This window comes from Streptomyces albofaciens JCM 4342 (genome assembly GCF_008634025.1).
Lineage (GTDB): Bacteria > Actinomycetota > Actinomycetes > Streptomycetales > Streptomycetaceae > Streptomyces > Streptomyces albofaciens.
Window position 1 is genome coordinate 2,980,035 of the sequence record NZ_PDCM01000002.1, and the last position, 16,939, is coordinate 2,996,973.

Sequence of the window (16,939 nt, forward strand, 5' to 3'; positions counted from 1 at the left end):
GCGGGGCCGGCTGCGCGCCTCCTGGAGACGAATCGAACCTGATCGTTCCCCCGGCGGGGGCTTACCCGGACGCGGCGCACGCGAAGCCCCCGCCCCCAAGCGCCCCCACCGCCCTCCACACCCCCCAGAAGCCCCTTCCCCGCCCCCAGGAGCCGCTTTCGCTCCCCCGGCGGCCCCAAGGGTCAGGCCCGGGCCGGAACCCCCGTCAGCGCCGTCACCACGGGGTCCAGCGCCTGGTTGATCTCGTCGCCGATGGAGCGGAAGAACGTGATGGGCGCGCCGTACGGGTCGTAGACCTCGTCCGCCTCCGGGTTCGGCGCCAGCAGCCAGCCGCGCAGCGCGGCGGCGGCGCCGACCAGGGCGCGGGCGCGCTCGACCAGCCCGCCGCCGGGCAGCGCCGGATCGGGCTCGGGCAGCGTCGCCGGGTCTATGGCCCGTACCAGCCGGTTGAACTCCTTCAGCGTGAAGGTGCGCAGCCCGGCCGAATGGCCCATGGAGATGACCTGCGCGCGGTGGTCGCGGGTGGCGGTCAGGACCAGGTCGGCGCGGATGACGTGCTCGTCGAGCAGCTCGCGGCCGGTGAAATCGGCCGGATCCGCTCCATAATCGGCCAGAACCGTGGCGGCGTGCGTCTCCATGGGCGCGCCCTCGTGGCCCCAGGTGCCGGCGCTCTCCACGATCAGGCCGCCGCGGTCCGCGCCCAGGCGCAGGTCGAGGGCGTGCCGGTGCAGCCGCTCGGTGATCGGCGAGCGGCAGACGTTGCCGGTGCTGACGTGGAGGATGCGGAAGGTGCGGTAGCTGTCCTCGCCGGGTCCCGCTATGCCACGCCCGAGGGGCGCAATCAATTCGCCACCTCAAGCCCCGGGGCCACCTTGCGCAGCTCCTCCGCGCTGATCGCGCCCGCGCGCAGCAGCAGCGGCGTGGGGCCGGTGACGTCGACGATCGAGGACGGTACGGCGGCGGGGGTCGGGCCGCCGTCCAGGTAGACGGAGACCGAGTCGCCGAGCATCTCCTGGGCCGCGTCGCAGTCCTGCGGGGAGGGGTGGCCGGTCAGGTTGGCGCTGGAGACGGCCATCGGGCCGAACTCGGTGAGCAGCTCGATGGCGACCGGGTGCAGCGGCATCCGGACCGCGACCGTGCCGCGGGTCTCCCCCAGGTCCCAGGTCAGCGACGGCTGGTGGGTGGCGACCAGGGTCAGCGCGCCGGGCCAGAAGGCGTCGACCAGCTCCCAGGCCTGTTCGGAGAAGTCCGTGACGAGGCCGTGCAGGGTGTTCGGGGAGCCGACGAGCACCGGCGAGGGCATGCCGCGCCCGCGGCCCTTGGCCTCCAGCAGGTCACCGACGGCCTGGGCACTGAACGCGTCCGCGCCGATGCCGTAGACGGTGTCGGTCGGCAGCACGACCAGCTCGCCGCGACGGACGGCCGATGCGGCCTCGCGCAGACCGGTCGCGCGGTCGGTCGCGTCGCTGCAGTCGTAACGCCGTGCCATTTAACGGACCTCCTCGTGCGGAACGTACAGATGACTCGTGGGGGCCGGGCTCGTCATGGCGTCGCCCTGCGCGCGGTGGCGAAGCGGGGCCGGTTGTTCAGGTCGGGGTGGTCGGCCGCGTCGGCCCAGCCCCGCTCCTCGGTGAAGATCCACGGGACCTGGCCGCCCTGGGTGTCGGCGTGTTCGATGACCACGACGCCGCCGGGCCGCAGCAGGCGGTGTGCGGTCCGCTCGATGCCGCGGATGGTGTCCAGGCCGTCCTGGCCCGAGAACAGCGCAAGCTCGGGGTCGTGGTCGCGCGCCTCGGGTGCGACGTACTCCCACTCGGTCAGCGGGATGTACGGCGGGTTCGAGATGACCAGGTCGACCTGGCCGTCCAGCTCGGGGAGCGCGGTCAGCGCATCGCCCTGCTGGAGAACGACGCGGGACCCCTCGACGTTCTTGCGCGCCCACTGCATGGCCTCGTCGGACAGCTCCACGGCGTGCACGCGCGAGCGCGGCACCTCCTGCGCCAGGGCGAGCGCGATGGCTCCGGAGCCGGTGCACAGGTCCACGATGAGCGGTTCGACGACGTCCATGGCCCGTACGGCGTCTATCGCCCAGCCGACGACCGACTCGGTCTCCGGGCGGGGTACGAAGACGCCGGGGCCGACGTGCAGCTCCAGGTAGCGGAAGAAGGCGCGCCCGGTGATGTGCTGGAGCGGCTCGCGGGCCTCGCGGCGCGCGACGGCCTCCCAGTAGCGGGCGTCGAAGTCCGCGTCGGCGACCCGGTGCAGTTCGCCGCGCTTGACGCCGTGCACATGTGCGGCGAGTTCCTCGGCGTCGAAGCGCGGTGAGGGCACGCCGGCGTCGGCCAGCCGCTGGGTGGCCTGCGCCACCTCGGCGAGCAGCACGGTGCGGGGGCTGGGCCCGCGGCGGGGCCGCTGGGGGTCGTGACCCCCGGAAGGCGACGGCACGCTGTTCCTCCGGCTCGTTCTACGGGCTTGTACGGACTTCTACGGCTTCTACGGGCTGTTACTGGGCGGCTGCCAGCTTGGCGGCCGAGTCGGCGTCCACGCACGCCTGGATGACCGGGTCGAGCTCGCCGTCCAGGACCTGGTCCAGGTTGTACGCCTTGAAGCCGACCCGGTGGTCCGAAATCCGGTTCTCCGGGAAGTTGTACGTCCGGATGCGCTCGGAGCGGTCGACGGTGCGCACCTGGCTGCGCCGGGCGTCCGACGCCTCCTTCTCGGCCTCCTCCTGGGCGGCGGCCAGCAGCCGCGAGCGCAGGATGCGCAGGGCCTGCTCCTTGTTCTGGAGCTGGCTCTTCTCGTTCTGGCAGGAGACGACGATGCCGGTGGGCAGGTGGGTGATGCGGACGGCGGAGTCGGTGGTGTTGACCGACTGGCCGCCGGGGCCCGACGAGCGGTAGACGTCGATGCGCAGGTCGTTCGGGCCGATCTCGACCTCGACCTCCTCGGCCTCGGGCGTGACGAGCACACCGGCCGCGGAGGTGTGGATGCGGCCCTGGGACTCGGTGGCGGGGACCCGCTGGACGCGGTGCACGCCGCCCTCGTACTTCAGGCGGGCCCACACGCCCTGGCCGGGCTCGGTGGCGCCGTTGCCGCCCTTGGTCTTCACGGCGACCTGGACGTCCTTGTAGCCGCCGAGGTCGGACTCGTTGGCGTCCAGGATCTCGGTCTTCCAGCCGACCCGCTCGGCGTAGCGCAGGTACATGCGCAGCAGGTCGCCGGCGAACAGCGCGGACTCCTCGCCGCCCTCGCCCGCCTTGACCTCCAGGATGACGTCCTTGTCGTCGCTGGGGTCGCGCGGGACGAGCAGCAGCCGCAGCTTCTCGGTCAGCTCCTCGCGGCGCGCTTCGAGGTCCTTGACCTCGTCGGCGAAGTCCGGGTCGTCGGCGGCCAGCTCGCGGGCCGTCTCGATGTCGTCGCCGGTCTGCTTCCAGGCGCGGTACGTCGCGATGACCGGGGTCAGTTCGAAATAGCGCTTGTTGAGCCGCTTGGCCTCGCGCTGGTCGGCGTGGACCGCGGGGTCGGCCAGTCGCTTCTCAAGGTCGGCGTGCTCGCCGATCAGTTCCTCGACCGCCTCGAACATCGTGGGGGTTCCTCACCTGGCTGTGTCTTCCCGGTTTCCCGGGGGTCCCGGTTGCCGGCACCTGTGCGGCCGGTGGCCGCGGCCACGGATCTCCGGCGGGGTCCGTGGCCCGGACGACAAAACGCCGGTCCGGCCGCCCCTCGACAGGGGCGAGACGGAACCGGCGCCTTGCGGGACGCTACTTCTTGGCGGAGCCGGCGCCCTTGCCGAAGCGGGCCTCGAAGCGGGCCACGCGGCCACCGGTGTCGAGGATCTTCTGCTTGCCCGTGTAGAACGGGTGGCACTCGGAGCAGATGTCGGCACGGATGGTGCCGCCGGCAACGGTGCTACGGGTGGTGAACGACGCGCCACAGGTGCAGCTGACCTGGGTCTCGACGTACTCCGGGTGAATGTCGCGCTTCAAGGGAATCTCCTAGGTTCGGGAGGGCTCCGGGTCGTGCCGCTGATTGCGCCACGTGAACCGGGGCCGACGGTCCAGTCTGCCAGGACCGGCCGCATCTCCCAAAACCGGGGTGGACGGCGGGATATTCCCCGGGGGTCCCCGGGGCGTGCTCAGGCCGCCGGGACGGGCTTCCCGGCGGCCGGAGGAATCGATTCGGCTACTTTACGTAACCGGCGGTTCCGCCCTTGTCACCCGCGGAATCCTTGATCGCGTCCTTGGGGATGTCCCGGTCCTCGCGCAGCGCGTCCCAGACCTGCCGGGACTGCTTCTCCAGCGGCAGCACGCGGGACGGGTCCCTCTTGTCGTACGTCACCGGCAGGGTGACCATGTCGATGCTGTCCGACCCGATGCCGCCCAGCTCCTTGGCCAGCCCCATCAGCGCGTTGACCGAGTTCAGGTCGGTGTCGGTGGTGATGGCCTTGGTGGCGGTGTCGGCGATGCCGTAGAGCTTGGTCGGGTTCGACAGCAGCCCGATGTTCTTGACCTGGTTCATCAGGGCCTTGATGAACGTCTGCTGGAGCTGGATGCGGCCGAGGTCGCTGCCGTCGCCGCCGGGCACGCCGTGCCGCGTACGGACGAGGCCGAGCGCGTTCTCGCCGTTGAGGGTGTGCTTGCCGGGCTCCAGGTCCAGGTGGCTCTTCTTGTCGTGGATGGGCTTGGTGGTGGTGATGTCCACGCCGCCCAGCGCGTCGATGAGCTTCTTGAAGCCGGTGAAGTCGACCTCGACGAAGTGGTCCATGCGGATGCCGCTCATCGACTCGACGGTCTTGACCGCACAGGCCGGGCCGCCGACCTCGAAGGCGGTGTTGAACATGGCCCGGCGCTGGCCCGGCACGTTCTTGCCGTCCTTGGTCGTGCAGTCGGGGCGCTGGACCAGGGTGTCGCGCGGGATGCTGACGACGCTGGCCTTCTTGTGGCCCTTGAAGATGTGCACGATCATCGCGGTGTCGGAGCGGGCGTTGCCCTCGTCCGTGCCGTACGAGCCGTTCGCGCCCGCCCGGGAGTCCGAACCCATGACGAGGATGTCCATCGACCCGTCGTCGTTGTTCTTCGGCCGGTCCTTGCCCAGGGCGGCGTTGATGTCGACGCCCTTCAGGTTGCCGTTGAGCTTGAAGTAGACGTACCCGAGTCCCGCGCCGCCCAGCAGCACGCAGCTGACCAGCGCGCATATGGTGATCGTCAGGATGCGGCGGCGCCGGGTCGGCCCCTTGCGCCGGCGGCCCGTGGCACGTATGCCGCGGGAGCGGCTCTTGGCCGGGTTCGCGGCCCTGCTGTCGTCCGCCATCTGCTCCTCAGTCCTCGTTCGCTCGGCTGCCCCTCGCCGCCACTGCTGGGCCACGGTTTGTTGCGCCTTGAAAGACGGGGGGCTGCCCGGAAGGGTTGCACAACGGGATTGAGGGCCATTCTTAGAAACCGTTCGGCCCCCGAGCGGCGAAAAGTCGACTTGTTGCCCGGTGACCAGGGCTTTCGTCCGCGACCGGAATACGGAACGGCGGACTCCGCCGAGGGCATACGTGTGCGCAAGGCAACAATCTGCGGGTTTCTCGGCCCAGCACGAAGCCCTCCCGGCCACCGAAGTGACCAGGAGGGCTCAGCCGTGCGGCTACCGTCGTGCCCGGCGCCTGTACGGGCGCCGACAGGCCGTTCGCAGGGGCCCGGCGTCAGTCGTTGCCGTTGCCGTTGCCCATGCCCGGGGTCGTCTTCTGGATCTGGAGCAGGAACTCCGCGTTGGACTTCGTCTGCTTCATCTTGTCCAGCAGCAGCTCGATGGCCTGCTGCTGGTCCAGGGCGTGCAGCACCCGGCGCAGCTTCCAGACGACGGCGAGCTCGTCGCTGCCCATCAGGATCTCTTCCTTGCGGGTGCTGGACGCGTCCACGTCCACCGCCGGGAAGATGCGCTTGTCCGAGAGCTTCCGGTCGAGCTTGAGCTCCATGTTGCCGGTGCCCTTGAACTCCTCGAAGATCACCTCGTCCATCCGCGAGCCGGTCTCGACCAGCGCGGTGGCCAGGATGGTCAGCGAGCCGCCGTCCTCGATGTTGCGCGCGGCGCCGAAGAACTTCTTCGGCGGGTACAGCGCGGTCGAGTCGACACCACCGGACAGGATGCGGCCCGACGCCGGGGCGGCGAGGTTGTACGCACGGCCCAGACGGGTGATGGAGTCCAGCAGGACGACCACGTCGTGGCCCAGCTCCACCAGGCGCTTGGCACGCTCGATGGCGAGCTCGGCGACGGTGGTGTGGTCCTCGGCCGGGCGGTCGAAGGTCGAGGAGATGACCTCGCCCTTGACCGACCGCTGCATGTCGGTGACCTCTTCCGGACGCTCGTCGACCAGGACGACCATCAGGTGGCACTCGGGGCTGTTGCGGGTGATCGAGTTGGCGATCGCCTGCATGATCATGGTCTTGCCGGTCTTCGGCGGGGCCACGATCAGACCGCGCTGGCCCTTGCCGATCGGCGCGACCAGGTCGATGATCCGCGGCGTCAGCGCGCCCGGCTCACCCTCCAGGCGCAGCCGCTCCTGCGGGTACAGCGGCGTCAGCTTGCCGAACTCCGGGCGGCCACGGCCCTGTTCGGGCGCGACGCTGTTGACGGTGTCCAGGCGCACCAGCGCGTTGAACTTCTCGCGCCGCTCGCCCTCGCGGGGCTGGCGGACCGCGCCGGTGACGTGGTCGCCCTTGCGCAGGCCGTTCTTGCGGACCTGGGCGAGCGAGACGTACACGTCGTTCGGGCCGGGCAGGTAGCCGGAGGTCCGGATGAACGCGTAGTTGTCGAGGATGTCGAGGATGCCCGCGACGGGGATCAGCACATCGTCCTCGGAGACCTGCGGCTCGTTGCCGAAGTCGTCCCGGCCGCGACGGCCCCGGCGGTCCCGGTAGCGGCCGCGGCGGCCGCGGCGGCCGCCCTCGAAGTCGTCGCCGTCCTCGTCGGCCCGGCGGTTGTCGCGGTTGTCGCGGTTGTCGCGCTGGCGGTTGCCGCCGCCCTGCTGGTCGCCGCCGTCGTTGTTCTTGTTGCGGCGGTCGCGCTGGCCGCGCTCGCCGCGGCCCTGGCGGTCGCCCTTCTGGCCGCGGTCCTGACGGTCCCCGCGGTCCTGGCGCTCGCCCTTGCCCTGGCGGCCCTCGGCGCTGTCGGCGGCGGCCTCGGCCTTGCCGTCCTCGCGCTGCGCCACCCGGGTGTCGGCCTTCGTCTCGGCCTTGCCCTCGGCCTTCGCCTCGCCGGCGCCCTCGGGGCTGCCCGCGGCGGCGGTGGCGCGGCGCCGGCGGCGCTCGCCGGTGGGCTCCTCGCCGGTCTGGCCCGGGATGTCGATCTGCTGCTGCCCGGCGGACTGGTCGGCGGCCTTCTCGGCCCCCTTGCCCGCGGCCTTGGCGTCGCCGTCCTCGCCCGTACGGGCCTTGGACGTCGCCCGGCGCTTGGGCTTGGTCTCGGTCTCTGCGGGCGCGTCGCCCTTGGCGGCGGAGGCGGTGCCGGCGCCCTGGGCCTGCTTCTCCTTGATGACCTCGATCAGCTGGCTCTTGCGCATCCGCGCGGTGCCCTTGATACCGAGGCTGGAGGCGACCTGCTGCAGCTCTGCCAGGACCATGCCGTCCAGGCCGGTGCCGGAACGGCGGCGCCGCGTCGGCGCGGCGGGAGCGTCCGTGGCGGGCGCGGTGGCACTGCCATCGGTGCGTACGCCCATCAGATCGGTGGTGTCGCTCACGAAGGGTCCTTCCCTGGAGCGGGCGTCGGCCTGTCTGGCTCGGCGACCGGTTGTGCTGTCCGGCTGCGGTCCCGTACTTGCGGACCTGGCCGGGGCGGTGGTCCCGCCGAAACGGCGGAGAGATCAGTGCATGGTTCCGGCGCGAAGAGATGTCTGTGACTCATGTCCGTCACGCCGATTCCGGAGCGTGCTCGCTTCTGCTCAGGCAACTGCTCCAAGCAGTCTGGGAAGCTCCCGGAAGAAAGGTGGTCCCGGAAGGGGACACGGAGTACCGCGCCGCTGAGGCGTCACGTACTCACTTGAGGTTAACACTACCGGATCCAACAAACATTCCCCCTCTCGAAGACCGGCAATCGAACGATCACCCGGCGAGCGGCAGCACCGAGGCGCCCGCCGCGTCGAGGGCCAGCCGGTTGGCCGCCCACCCCTCGCCCGCCAGGCCGGCGACCTTGTCGGCCGCGTCCTCCTGGACCAGCGCGAGCACCGTGGGGCCCGCGCCGGAGATGACTGCAGGGACGCCGTCCGCCCGCAGTCGGTTCACCAGGGCCGCGCTCTCCGGCATCGCGGGAGCACGGTACTCCTGGTGAAGTCGGTCCTCGGTCGCGGCCAGCAGCAGCTCGGGGCGCCTGGTCAGGGCCTCGACGAGCAGTGCGGCGCGGCCGGCGTTGGCCGCGGCGTCCACGTGCGGAACGGTACGCGGCAGCAGGCCCCGCGCGGTCTCCGTGAGCACCGGGCGGCCCGGTACGAAGACCACCGGAACGATGGAATCGGCGGGATCCAGCCGGATCGCCCGCGCGGTTCCGGTATCCGTCCAGGCCAGCGTGAAACCACCGAGCAGACACGCGGCGACGTTGTCCGGGTGGCCCTCGATCTCGGTCGCCAGCTCCAGCAGCGCCGCGTCGTCGAGCTTCTGCTCGGCGCCTATGGTCACGGCGCGGGCGGCCATGATGCCGGCGCAGATCGCGGCGGAGGAGGAGCCCAGGCCGCGGCCGTGCGGGATGCGGTTGGCGCACACGATCTCCAGGCCGCGCGGCTGCCCGCCGAGCAGGTCGAAGGCGGTGCGCAGGGACCGTACGAGCAGGTGGCTCTCGTCGCGCGGCAGGGTTTCGGCGCCCTCGCCCGCGATGTCGACGTGCAGGCCGGAATCGGCCACCCGTACCACGACGTCGTCGTACAGCCCGAGGGCGAGCCCCAGGGCGTCGAAGCCGGGACCGAGATTGGCGCTGGTCGCGGGGGTGCGCACCCGGACGGCGGCGGCGCGGAACGCTGGACCGGCCATCGCTCGATGACTCTCCTTGATGTGATGCTGCGGCACTGCCCCGGAGCGCCGCGGCACCAGGGTGGCGCCCGGCCGGCTCATGGGGACCGTTCTGACCTGCCCTGCACACCACTGCGGCATGCCGTGGGGAGGGGAGTTGGCTGCCAGCCTATCGAAGGAAGGTTCTGCGGCGACATAGGGCGCACAGGAGGCGCACGATGCGTGTCGCACGCCACCCTCGGCTCCGAGCCGCATTTGCAGCCTTTGCAGGGTTTGCTCGATCCGGCACGACGGGCCCTCGCGGCCCCGTGAACCGGTGGCGCGCGGCGTCGCGCGCGCCGGGTGGGCACCCGGCCGTACCCGTACGGGCGGGCCGGGTGCGCCGTGTCCCGAGGGGGCGCGTTACGCCAGACCGAGGCGCTCGGCCGCGGCGTCCGCGTCGACCGGGACGGTGACCGGCTGCGGGGCGCCCGCGACGGCCCAGTCCGGGTCCTTGAGGCCGTTGCCGGTGACCGTGCAGACGATCCGCTGGCCCGGGTCGACCTTGCCCTCGTCGGCGGCCTTGAGCAGGCCGGCCACCGAGGCGGCCGAGGCGGGCTCCACGAAGACGCCCTCCTGGGAGGCCAGCAGCCGGTAGGCGGCCAGGATCTGACGGTCGGTCACCTCGTCGATGAAGCCGCCGGACTCGTCCCGGGCGCGCTCGGCGAACTGCCAGGAGGCGGGGTTGCCGATCCGGATGGCGGTCGCGATCGTGTGCGGATCCTTGACGACTTCGCCACGTACGATCGGCGCGCTGCCGGACGCCTGGAAGCCCCACATGCGCGGGGTGCGCGAGGCGACGCCGTCGGCGGCGTACTCCTGGTACCCCTTCCAGTACGCGGTGATGTTGCCCGCGTTGCCGACCGGGAGCACATGGATGTCCGGCGCGTCGTCCAGCATGTCCACGATCTCGAAGGCGGCGGTCTTCTGGCCCTCGATCCGTACCGGGTTGACGGAGTTCACAAGTGCGACGGGGTACTTCTCGGACAGCCCCCGGGCCAGCGTCAGACAGTCGTCGAAATTGCCGTCGACCTGGAGGATCTTGGCGCCGTGCACCAGCGCCTGGCCCATCTTGCCCAGCGCGATCTTGCCCTGCGGGACCAGCACGGCGCAGACCATCCCGGCCCGTACGGCGTACGCGGCCGCCGACGCGGAGGTGTTGCCGGTCGAGGCGCAGATGACGGCCTTGGCACCCTCCTCCTTCGCCCGGGTGATGGCCATCGTCATGCCGCGGTCCTTGAAGGAGCCGGTGGGGTTGGCACCCTCCACCTTGAGATGCACCTCACAGCCCGTGCGCTCGGAGAGCACCTGGGCGGGCACCAGCGGCGTACCGCCCTCGCGCAGCGTGACGACCTCGGTCGACGCCCCGACCGGCAGCCGGTCGCGGTACTCCTCGATGATTCCGCGCCACTGACGGCTCGCGGTGGAAATGGCAGACATGGGTTCCTTTACTCCCCTTCGACCCGCATGATGCTGGCAACGCCCCGGACGGTGTCCAGGTCGCGCAGCGCGTCGACGGTCGACGACAGGGCGGCGTCCGCCGCCCGGTGCGTGACGACGACGAGGGACGCCTCTCCCCCGTTCGCGGTCTCACCGGAGCGGGCGGCACCCCCGTCCTTGCTCTGCTGGCGCACGGTGTCGATGGACACGCCGTGCTCGGCGAAAACCATGGCCACCTGGGCCAGGACACCGGGCTTGTCCGCCACGTCCAGGCTGATGTGGTAGCGGGTGACCACGTCACCCATCGGCCCGACCGGCAGCTGCGTGTACGCGGACTCGCCGGGCCCGGTGGTCCCGGCCAGCTTGTTGCGGCAGACCGCCACCAGGTCGCCGAGGACCGCGGAGGCGGTCGGCGAGCCGCCCGCGCCCGGCCCGTAGAACATCAGCTGCCCGGCGGCCTCCGCCTCGACGAAGACCGCGTTGTACGCCTCGCGCACGGAGGCCAGCGGATGCGACAGCGGAATCATCGCCGGGTGCACGCGCGCGGTGACCGAAGCGCCGTCGGCGGCCCGCTCGCAGATCGCCAGCAGCTTGACCGTGCAGCCCATGCGCTTGGCGGAGGCGATGTCGGAGGCGGTGACCTCGGTCAGCCCCTCGCGGTGCACATCGTCGATGGTCACCCGGGTGTGGAAGGCGATACCGGCCAGGATGGCGGCCTTGGCGGCCGCGTCGAAGCCCTCGACGTCGGCGGTCGGGTCGGCCTCCGCGTACCCGAGGGCGGTGGCCTCGTCCAGCGCCTCCGAATACCCCGCCCCCGTGCTGTCCATCTTGTCCAGGATGAAATTGGTCGTCCCGTTGACGATGCCCAGCACCCGGTTGACCTTGTCGCCGGCCAGCGACTCGCGCAGCGGCCGGACCAGCGGGATCGCGCCGGCCACGGCGGCCTCGTAATAGAGGTCCGCGCCGTTGGCCTCGGCCGCGGCGTGCAGCGCCGCGCCGTCCGCGGCGACCAGCGCCTTGTTGGCCGAGACGACGCTCGCGCCGTGCTCGAAAGCGGTGGTGATGAGGCTGCGGGCGGGCTCGATGCCCCCGATCACCTCGACGACCACATCGATGTCACCCCGTTTGACCAGCTCTTTGGCGTCGGTGGTGATCAGCTCGGCGGGCACTCCCGCGCGCACCCGGTCCGGACGGCGAACGGCGATTCCGGCCAGCTCGACCGGCGCCCCGATGCGCGCCGTGAGGTCGTCGGCGTGCGTCGTCATGATGCGCGCCACCTCTGAGCCGACCACTCCACAGCCCAGCAGCGCCACCTTCAGCGGACGCGTACGCATCATTCGACCTCTTTCGCTTTCCTTCTCGGTCATGCACCAGTCTCACGCACCGGACCGGGTTTTCCGGCCCCGGTCCGGATGCCGAGATGTTCGTTCCACCATTGTCGGTCACCCGGCGGGTACGGCCGACACCGCCCGTACGGACGGCGCCCCACGCCCCCCGGTGCCCGGCACCGGTCCTACCCGACGTCGAGACGCAGCAGGTCCTCCTCCGTCTCGCGCCGCACGATGACGCGCCCCGCCCCCTCACGCACCGCGACCACCGGCGGCCGCAGGGCGTGGTTGTAGTTGCTCGCCATCGACCGGCAGTACGCGCCGGTCGCGGGCACCGCGAGCAGGTCACCGGGTGCCACGTCGGCGGGCAGGAACGCGTCCCGTACGACGATGTCGCCGCTCTCGCAGTGCTTGCCGACCACGCGGGAGAGCATCGGCGGCGCGTCCGAGACCCGCGAGGCCAGCGCCACGCTGTACTCGGCGTCGTAGAGGGCCGTACGGATGTTGTCCGACATGCCGCCGTCGACGGAGACGTACGTCCGCAGCCCGTCCAGCTCCTTGACCGTGCCCACCTCGTACAGGGTGAAGGCGGTGGGTCCGACGATGGCGCGGCCCGGCTCCACGGACAGCCGCGGCACGGCCAGCCCGGCCGCCGCGCACTCCCGCGTCACGATGTCGCCCAGCGCCTTCGCGATCTCGTGCGGCTCGCGCGGGTCGTCGTCCGGGGTGTACGCGATCCCGAGCCCACCGCCCAGATCGATCTCCGGCAGCTCCACCCCGTGCTCGTCCCGCACCTCGGTCAGCAGCTGCACCACACGCCGCGCGGACACCTCGAAGCCGGCCATGTCGAAGATCTGCGACCCGATGTGCGAGTGGATGCCGGTCAGCTCCAGCCCGTCCAGCTTCAGCACCCGCCGTACGGCCTCCGCGGCCTGCCCGCCGGCCAGCGCGATGCCGAACTTCTGGTCCTCGTGCGCGGTCGCGATGAACTCGTGGGTGTGCGCCTCCACGCCCACCGTCACCCGGATCTGCACCCGCTGCCGCTTGCCCAGCCGGTCCGCGATGTGCGCCACCCGCACGATCTCCTGGAACGAATCCAGCACGATCCGCCCGACACCGGCCTCCACGGCCCGGGTGATCTCCTCGACGCTCTTGTTGTTGCCGTGCAGCGCGATCCGCTCGGCAGGCATCCCGGCCGCGAGCGCCGTGGCCAGTTCGCCACCACTGCACACGTCGAGATTCATCCCTTCCTCCGCCAGCCACCGCACCACGGCCCGCGAAAGAAACGCCTTGCCGGCGTAGAAGACGTCCGCCCCCTCCCCGAAGGCCTCCTTCCAGGCCCGGCACCGCCCCCGGAAGTCCTCCTCGTCCAGGAAGTACGCGGGCGTCCCGAACTCCTCGGCGAGCGCGGCTGCGTCGACCCCGCCGACAGTGATCACTCCGTCGGCATTGCGCTCGACCGTACGGGACCACACCCGTGGGTCGAGGCTGTTCAGGTCGGCGGGCGGAGCGGTGTAGTGCCCCTCGGGCAGGACGTCGCCGTGGCGGGGGCCTGCGGGGTGTGCGGAACGGCTCATGACGTGGGAATTCCCCTCGGAAGTGCGACGACCTGGTCCTGTGCGTCCACTGGCGGAGCGGCGGGTCGACTGCCGGACGCCCTTGTCGGGCATCGACCGCCGGTCTCCGGCTGCCGGAGTCCGAGCTTGCCTGCCAGTGGGGGGACCAGATCTAAAGACGATCGGGCGTGGAGATGCCGAGCAGGTGAAGGCCGTTGGCGAGCACCGTCCCGGCGGCTTCGGCGAGGGCCAGCCGGCCACGGTGCACGGCCGAGGGTTTCTCCTCCCCGACAGGCAGCGGCGGACACATGTCGTGACATCGCAGCCAGGCGTCGGCGGTGACCTCCAGATGCCGCGCGACCCGATCCGGCGCCCGGTGCCGCGCGGCGGCCTCGACGGCGGCGGGGTATTCGGCGACGGCGGCGTAGAGGCCGCGCAGGGCGAGATCCTGCGCGCCCGTACCCCCCAGTTCCCCGATGTCCGCGGGCTCGGCGGCGAACCCCAGGTCACGGGCGTTACGCGTCATCGCGCACGTACGGGCGTACGCGTACTGCACCCGGAAGCGCGCGTTGCTCTCCCGCTGGACGGGACGGTCGGGAAGGCGGACGGCATCACCTTGCGCCGGACGGAGCAGGACCCAGCGAGCTTCGTCGGGGCCCAGGCGGGTGGTGAGAGCGTGCCAGTCGTGGGCGATCGCCCTGGGACGGACCGTCTCCCCACCCGGCCTCGTCTCCGCGCCTCCCGCGGGAAGGATCTTTTCCAGCGCCTCGGCCATGACGACGGCGCGCGCACCTGCGCCTTCCGCCGCCCGCAGTTCCACCCGGCCCCGGCCGCCGGCGTCCCCGTACGCCCGCCCCTGCGCCAGCACACTCCGTACGACCCCGGCCCGAGCCGCCCCCGTCAACGTCACATTCAGGAACCCGGCCCCGGCAACCCCCACCCCGGCGACCCCGGGCACCCCCGCCAACCGCTGCCGCAGCACTTCAGCCACTTCCAGCGGCGGCCGCCCGGCCTCCTTGGCCACCTGCAACGCGACACCACACGCCAGATCAGCCTCATCACCGGCGCCCTTACCGCCCGGCGCGCGCACCACAACCCGCTCCGGTACGGTCACGGAGAGCTCCCCGCCCTCAACAGCGCCACGCACGGCACAGAGCACGGCGCGGGAGAACTCAGCAGGGGTCACACCCCCAGCGTATGGGAGGAACAGCCCCCGTCCGCCACCCGGTTTCACCCACCGGACAGCTGGACGCTACTGGTCAGCGGGGGTCTGGGACGGTGGCGGCCATCGGACACCCGAAGCGCGCCAGTCACCGACACCTCGACTGCCCTCGACTGCAGCGCGCATCGGGCTACTGGGCGCCTGTGCGACACGAGCCGGCCATCGGGCTGCCGGGGCCCACGCAGCCGGTCATTGGGCCACCGGGGTCCATGCCGAAGGAGCCGGTCACTGGGGCGCCGGACCACCGGGGCTGCATGCCGCACCAACTGGTCACCGAGCCACCAGGCACCTGTGCGACACCTGCCGACCGCCGGGCCGCCGGGGCCGCATGCCGCATGCCGCACCAACCGGTCACCGAGCCGCCGGGCACTATGCGACACCAGCCGACCACCGGGCCGCCGGGCCACCGAGGCCCATGCCGCACCAGCCGGTCACCGGCCGTCTGCGTCCCGCCCCCAACGCCCCCAACACACACACGCGCCCCTCACCCAGCAGGCCGCACCGCAGCCTCCGATCCCCCCTCGGCATCCACTTCCGCTTCGACGTCCCCACCCTTCCCTGCTCCCCCAACCTCCCCCTCAGGCCGTCCGGCATCACCCCCGACCGCCCCCGCACTCTCCCCTTCCCCCGCTCCCCCCGCCTGCCCCTCCGCTCCGTCGCGCCTTCCACAGCTCATGAGCCGCCGCACCGTACGCACAAGATCCATCGGCTCGAACGGCTTGGCCAGAAACGCGTCCACCCCGACCGCCTGCCCGCTCTCCACCTCCGCCTGCGTACAGGCACTGACGATGGCGAGGGGTATCCCCCGCGTCCGCGGGTCGGCCCGCAACCGGGCCGCCGTCTGCAGCCCGTCGAGCCGGGGCATCACCACATCGAGCGTCACCACATCCGGAGCGACCCGATGCACGATGTCCAGGCACTCGGCACCATCGGCCGCGGTCACGACCTCGAAGCCCTCAAGCTCCAGGTTGACCCTGATCAACTGCCGGATGACCTTGTTGTCGTCGACGACAAGGACCCGGCCGGACAAGCCAGGCACACCTTGAGACTAGGCGCGCGCCTCCGGCTGCGTCCGGGTTTTCCCCACTTCCGCCCCGTCCGAGGGACCTTCCCCCGACCCCCACCCACCCCACCCCCACATGCGCTACCCCGCCCCTCCCCCAACCCGTTCATGAACACCCCTCCGGAGCTGGTAGTGTTCTACCCGTCGCCGCGAACAACGGCCGACACGCCCCCGTAGCTCAGGGGATAGAGCAACGGCCTCCGGAGCCGTGTGCGCAGGTTCGAATCCTGCCGGGGGCACCTTGTACGAGGTGCCGGAAGACCCCGCCTTCAGCGTTCAACGTTGGGTGCGGGGTCTTTGTGTTGGGTGGCCGTGTGCTGCGTGCAGAATCGTGGGTTTGGGTTTCTGTGTCTTGAGCCGGAATCGTGGGACAGCAGCGTCGAGTCGACTCCGGGGTCGGCTTTTTACTTTCGGGCGGGAACCGGCGACCAGGCGCGTCGGGCAGGCGATGCCCCTGGTCGCTTCCCCGGCGGAAACGACCAGGGCCGCCGGCGCTCGCGGCGTGGTCGCCACCTCACGCAGTCGGCCGGGCCGTTGGGTCCCGCCGACGATGAAGTGGTTCAAGAGGTGGCCGTGCGCGCGCGGTGCCTGCGGTAGCTCGCGATGGCCGAGTCGTTGTCGACGTTGGGGACGGTGACGGTCTCCCCGGTGTCCTTGGCCACGACGACGTTCGCGCCACCGGGCGGGGCGGGCATCGGCGGGGCTGCCGGATCCACCGGTGCGGAGGGGGGGTAAGTGGGGTAGACGAGGTAGCCGATGTCGAATTCATGGACGTGCATCGATGCCGGGGAGCCATCCGCCAGTTGGGGACGGGCGTAACGGCTAAGCACGATGGCGAGGGCTTCCTCGGGGGTGGTCGGCGGCATGGGAGTGTCCTGCGCCATGAAGGTTTCTCTCCTATTCAGCGTGATTGCCGTACGGGCGGGCGCCCCGGGCGCGGAAGCCGGCCCGGGGACATGCCTGACGGCGCAAGTCAGGCCGCGCCTCAGTCGTCTTCCGTGAGGTTGCCGTCCTTGTCCCACGCCTGACTGCGCACCGGCATGCCCCGGAGGTCGAAGACGGTGTGCTCGGCGAGCTGACCGTTCGGGTGCCATTTGCGCCAGTCCCCCACGGCCAGGCCCCAACGCGTCTGACCTTCCTTCTTCTTCGTGCCGTCCGGATACCACCGGATGTGCGGTCCGGACGGGACGCCATCGACGTAAGAGATGAGAGCGATGATGCGGCCCTCGCGGTCCCGGGAGACGACCTCGCCCGTGACCAGCTCATCCCCGCAGTGCAAGCGGGAATCCTCGTCCCGGTGTGTGTCTTTGTGT

The 16,939-nt window shown here is 71.3% G+C and carries 15 protein-coding genes and 1 tRNA gene; 1 reads left to right on the plus strand and 15 read right to left on the minus strand.

Going from position 1 to position 16,939, the window contains the following annotated elements:
• Positions 1–182: 182 nt before the first annotated feature.
• From CP973_RS32835 to CP973_RS32895, 13 genes are all read right to left on the minus strand, one after another.
• Positions 183–845, minus strand: coding sequence for an arsenate reductase/protein-tyrosine-phosphatase family protein (locus CP973_RS32835; protein WP_030681156.1), 663 nt, complete (start codon positions 843–845; stop codon positions 183–185).
• A complete protein-coding gene (locus tag CP973_RS32840; RefSeq protein WP_003981321.1) occupies positions 842–1,489 on the minus strand; it encodes an L-threonylcarbamoyladenylate synthase in 648 nt (215 codons plus the stop codon). Before CP973_RS32840 ends, CP973_RS32835 begins: the two co-directional genes overlap by 4 nt.
• A gap of 53 nt (positions 1,490–1,542) precedes the next feature.
• Entirely contained in the window at positions 1,543–2,382 is an 840-nt protein-coding gene (gene prmC, locus CP973_RS32845; RefSeq protein WP_030681159.1) for a peptide chain release factor N(5)-glutamine methyltransferase, read from the minus strand.
• Positions 2,383–2,503: 121 nt separating this feature from the next.
• Complete coding sequence (prfA, locus tag CP973_RS32850) at positions 2,504–3,583, minus strand: peptide chain release factor 1 (protein WP_150247450.1); 1,080 nt, start codon at positions 3,581–3,583, stop codon at positions 2,504–2,506.
• 178 nt (positions 3,584–3,761) lie between these two features.
• Positions 3,762–3,986, minus strand: coding sequence for a 50S ribosomal protein L31 (gene rpmE / locus CP973_RS32855; protein WP_030376601.1), 225 nt, complete (start codon positions 3,984–3,986; stop codon positions 3,762–3,764).
• 196 nt (positions 3,987–4,182) lie between these two features.
• On the minus strand, positions 4,183–5,310 hold the full coding sequence (locus tag CP973_RS32860; protein WP_150247451.1) for an LCP family protein: 1,128 nt from the start codon (positions 5,308–5,310) through the stop codon (positions 4,183–4,185).
• A 376-nt stretch (positions 5,311–5,686) separates the two neighbouring features.
• Positions 5,687–7,720 (minus strand): transcription termination factor Rho, encoded by a 2,034-nt coding sequence (gene rho / locus CP973_RS32865; protein WP_150247452.1) that lies wholly within the window; start codon positions 7,718–7,720, stop codon positions 5,687–5,689.
• Between the two features lie 361 nt (positions 7,721–8,081).
• Positions 8,082–8,999: a homoserine kinase gene (thrB, locus tag CP973_RS32870; protein WP_150247453.1), complete on the minus strand. Its 918-nt coding sequence runs from the start codon at positions 8,997–8,999 to the stop codon at positions 8,082–8,084.
• Between the two features lie 381 nt (positions 9,000–9,380).
• Complete coding sequence (gene thrC / locus CP973_RS32875; RefSeq protein WP_150247454.1) at positions 9,381–10,457, minus strand: threonine synthase; 1,077 nt, start codon at positions 10,455–10,457, stop codon at positions 9,381–9,383.
• 8 nt (positions 10,458–10,465) lie between these two features.
• Entirely contained in the window at positions 10,466–11,794 is a 1,329-nt protein-coding gene (locus tag CP973_RS32880) for a homoserine dehydrogenase (protein ID WP_150247455.1), read from the minus strand.
• Positions 11,795–11,970: 176 nt separating this feature from the next.
• Positions 11,971–13,362 (minus strand): diaminopimelate decarboxylase, encoded by a 1,392-nt coding sequence (lysA, locus tag CP973_RS32885; protein WP_150247456.1) that lies wholly within the window; start codon positions 13,360–13,362, stop codon positions 11,971–11,973.
• Positions 13,363–13,513: 151 nt separating this feature from the next.
• Positions 13,514–14,527, minus strand: coding sequence for an ArgS-related anticodon-binding protein NrtL (gene nrtL, locus CP973_RS32890; protein WP_150247457.1), 1,014 nt, complete (start codon positions 14,525–14,527; stop codon positions 13,514–13,516).
• Between the two features lie 520 nt (positions 14,528–15,047).
• Positions 15,048–15,602, minus strand: coding sequence for a response regulator (locus tag CP973_RS32895; protein ID WP_150247458.1), 555 nt, complete (start codon positions 15,600–15,602; stop codon positions 15,048–15,050).
• 191 nt (positions 15,603–15,793) lie between these two features.
• On the opposite strand from CP973_RS32895, the gene CP973_RS32905 reads away from it, so the two are divergent.
• Positions 15,794–15,865: transfer RNA gene (locus tag CP973_RS32905), tRNA-Arg, on the plus strand.
• Positions 15,866–16,186: 321 nt separating this feature from the next.
• Here the strand turns inward: CP973_RS32905 and CP973_RS32910 are convergent.
• The gene (locus CP973_RS32910; RefSeq protein WP_150247460.1) at positions 16,187–16,510 is read right to left on the minus strand and encodes a hypothetical protein; all 324 of its coding nucleotides are present in this window, start codon (positions 16,508–16,510) and stop codon (positions 16,187–16,189) included.
• Positions 16,511–16,611: 101 nt separating this feature from the next.
• Positions 16,612–16,905 (minus strand): toxin-antitoxin system YwqK family antitoxin, encoded by a 294-nt coding sequence (locus CP973_RS32915; protein WP_150247461.1) that lies wholly within the window; start codon positions 16,903–16,905, stop codon positions 16,612–16,614.
• Positions 16,906–16,939: the final 34 nt, after the last annotated feature.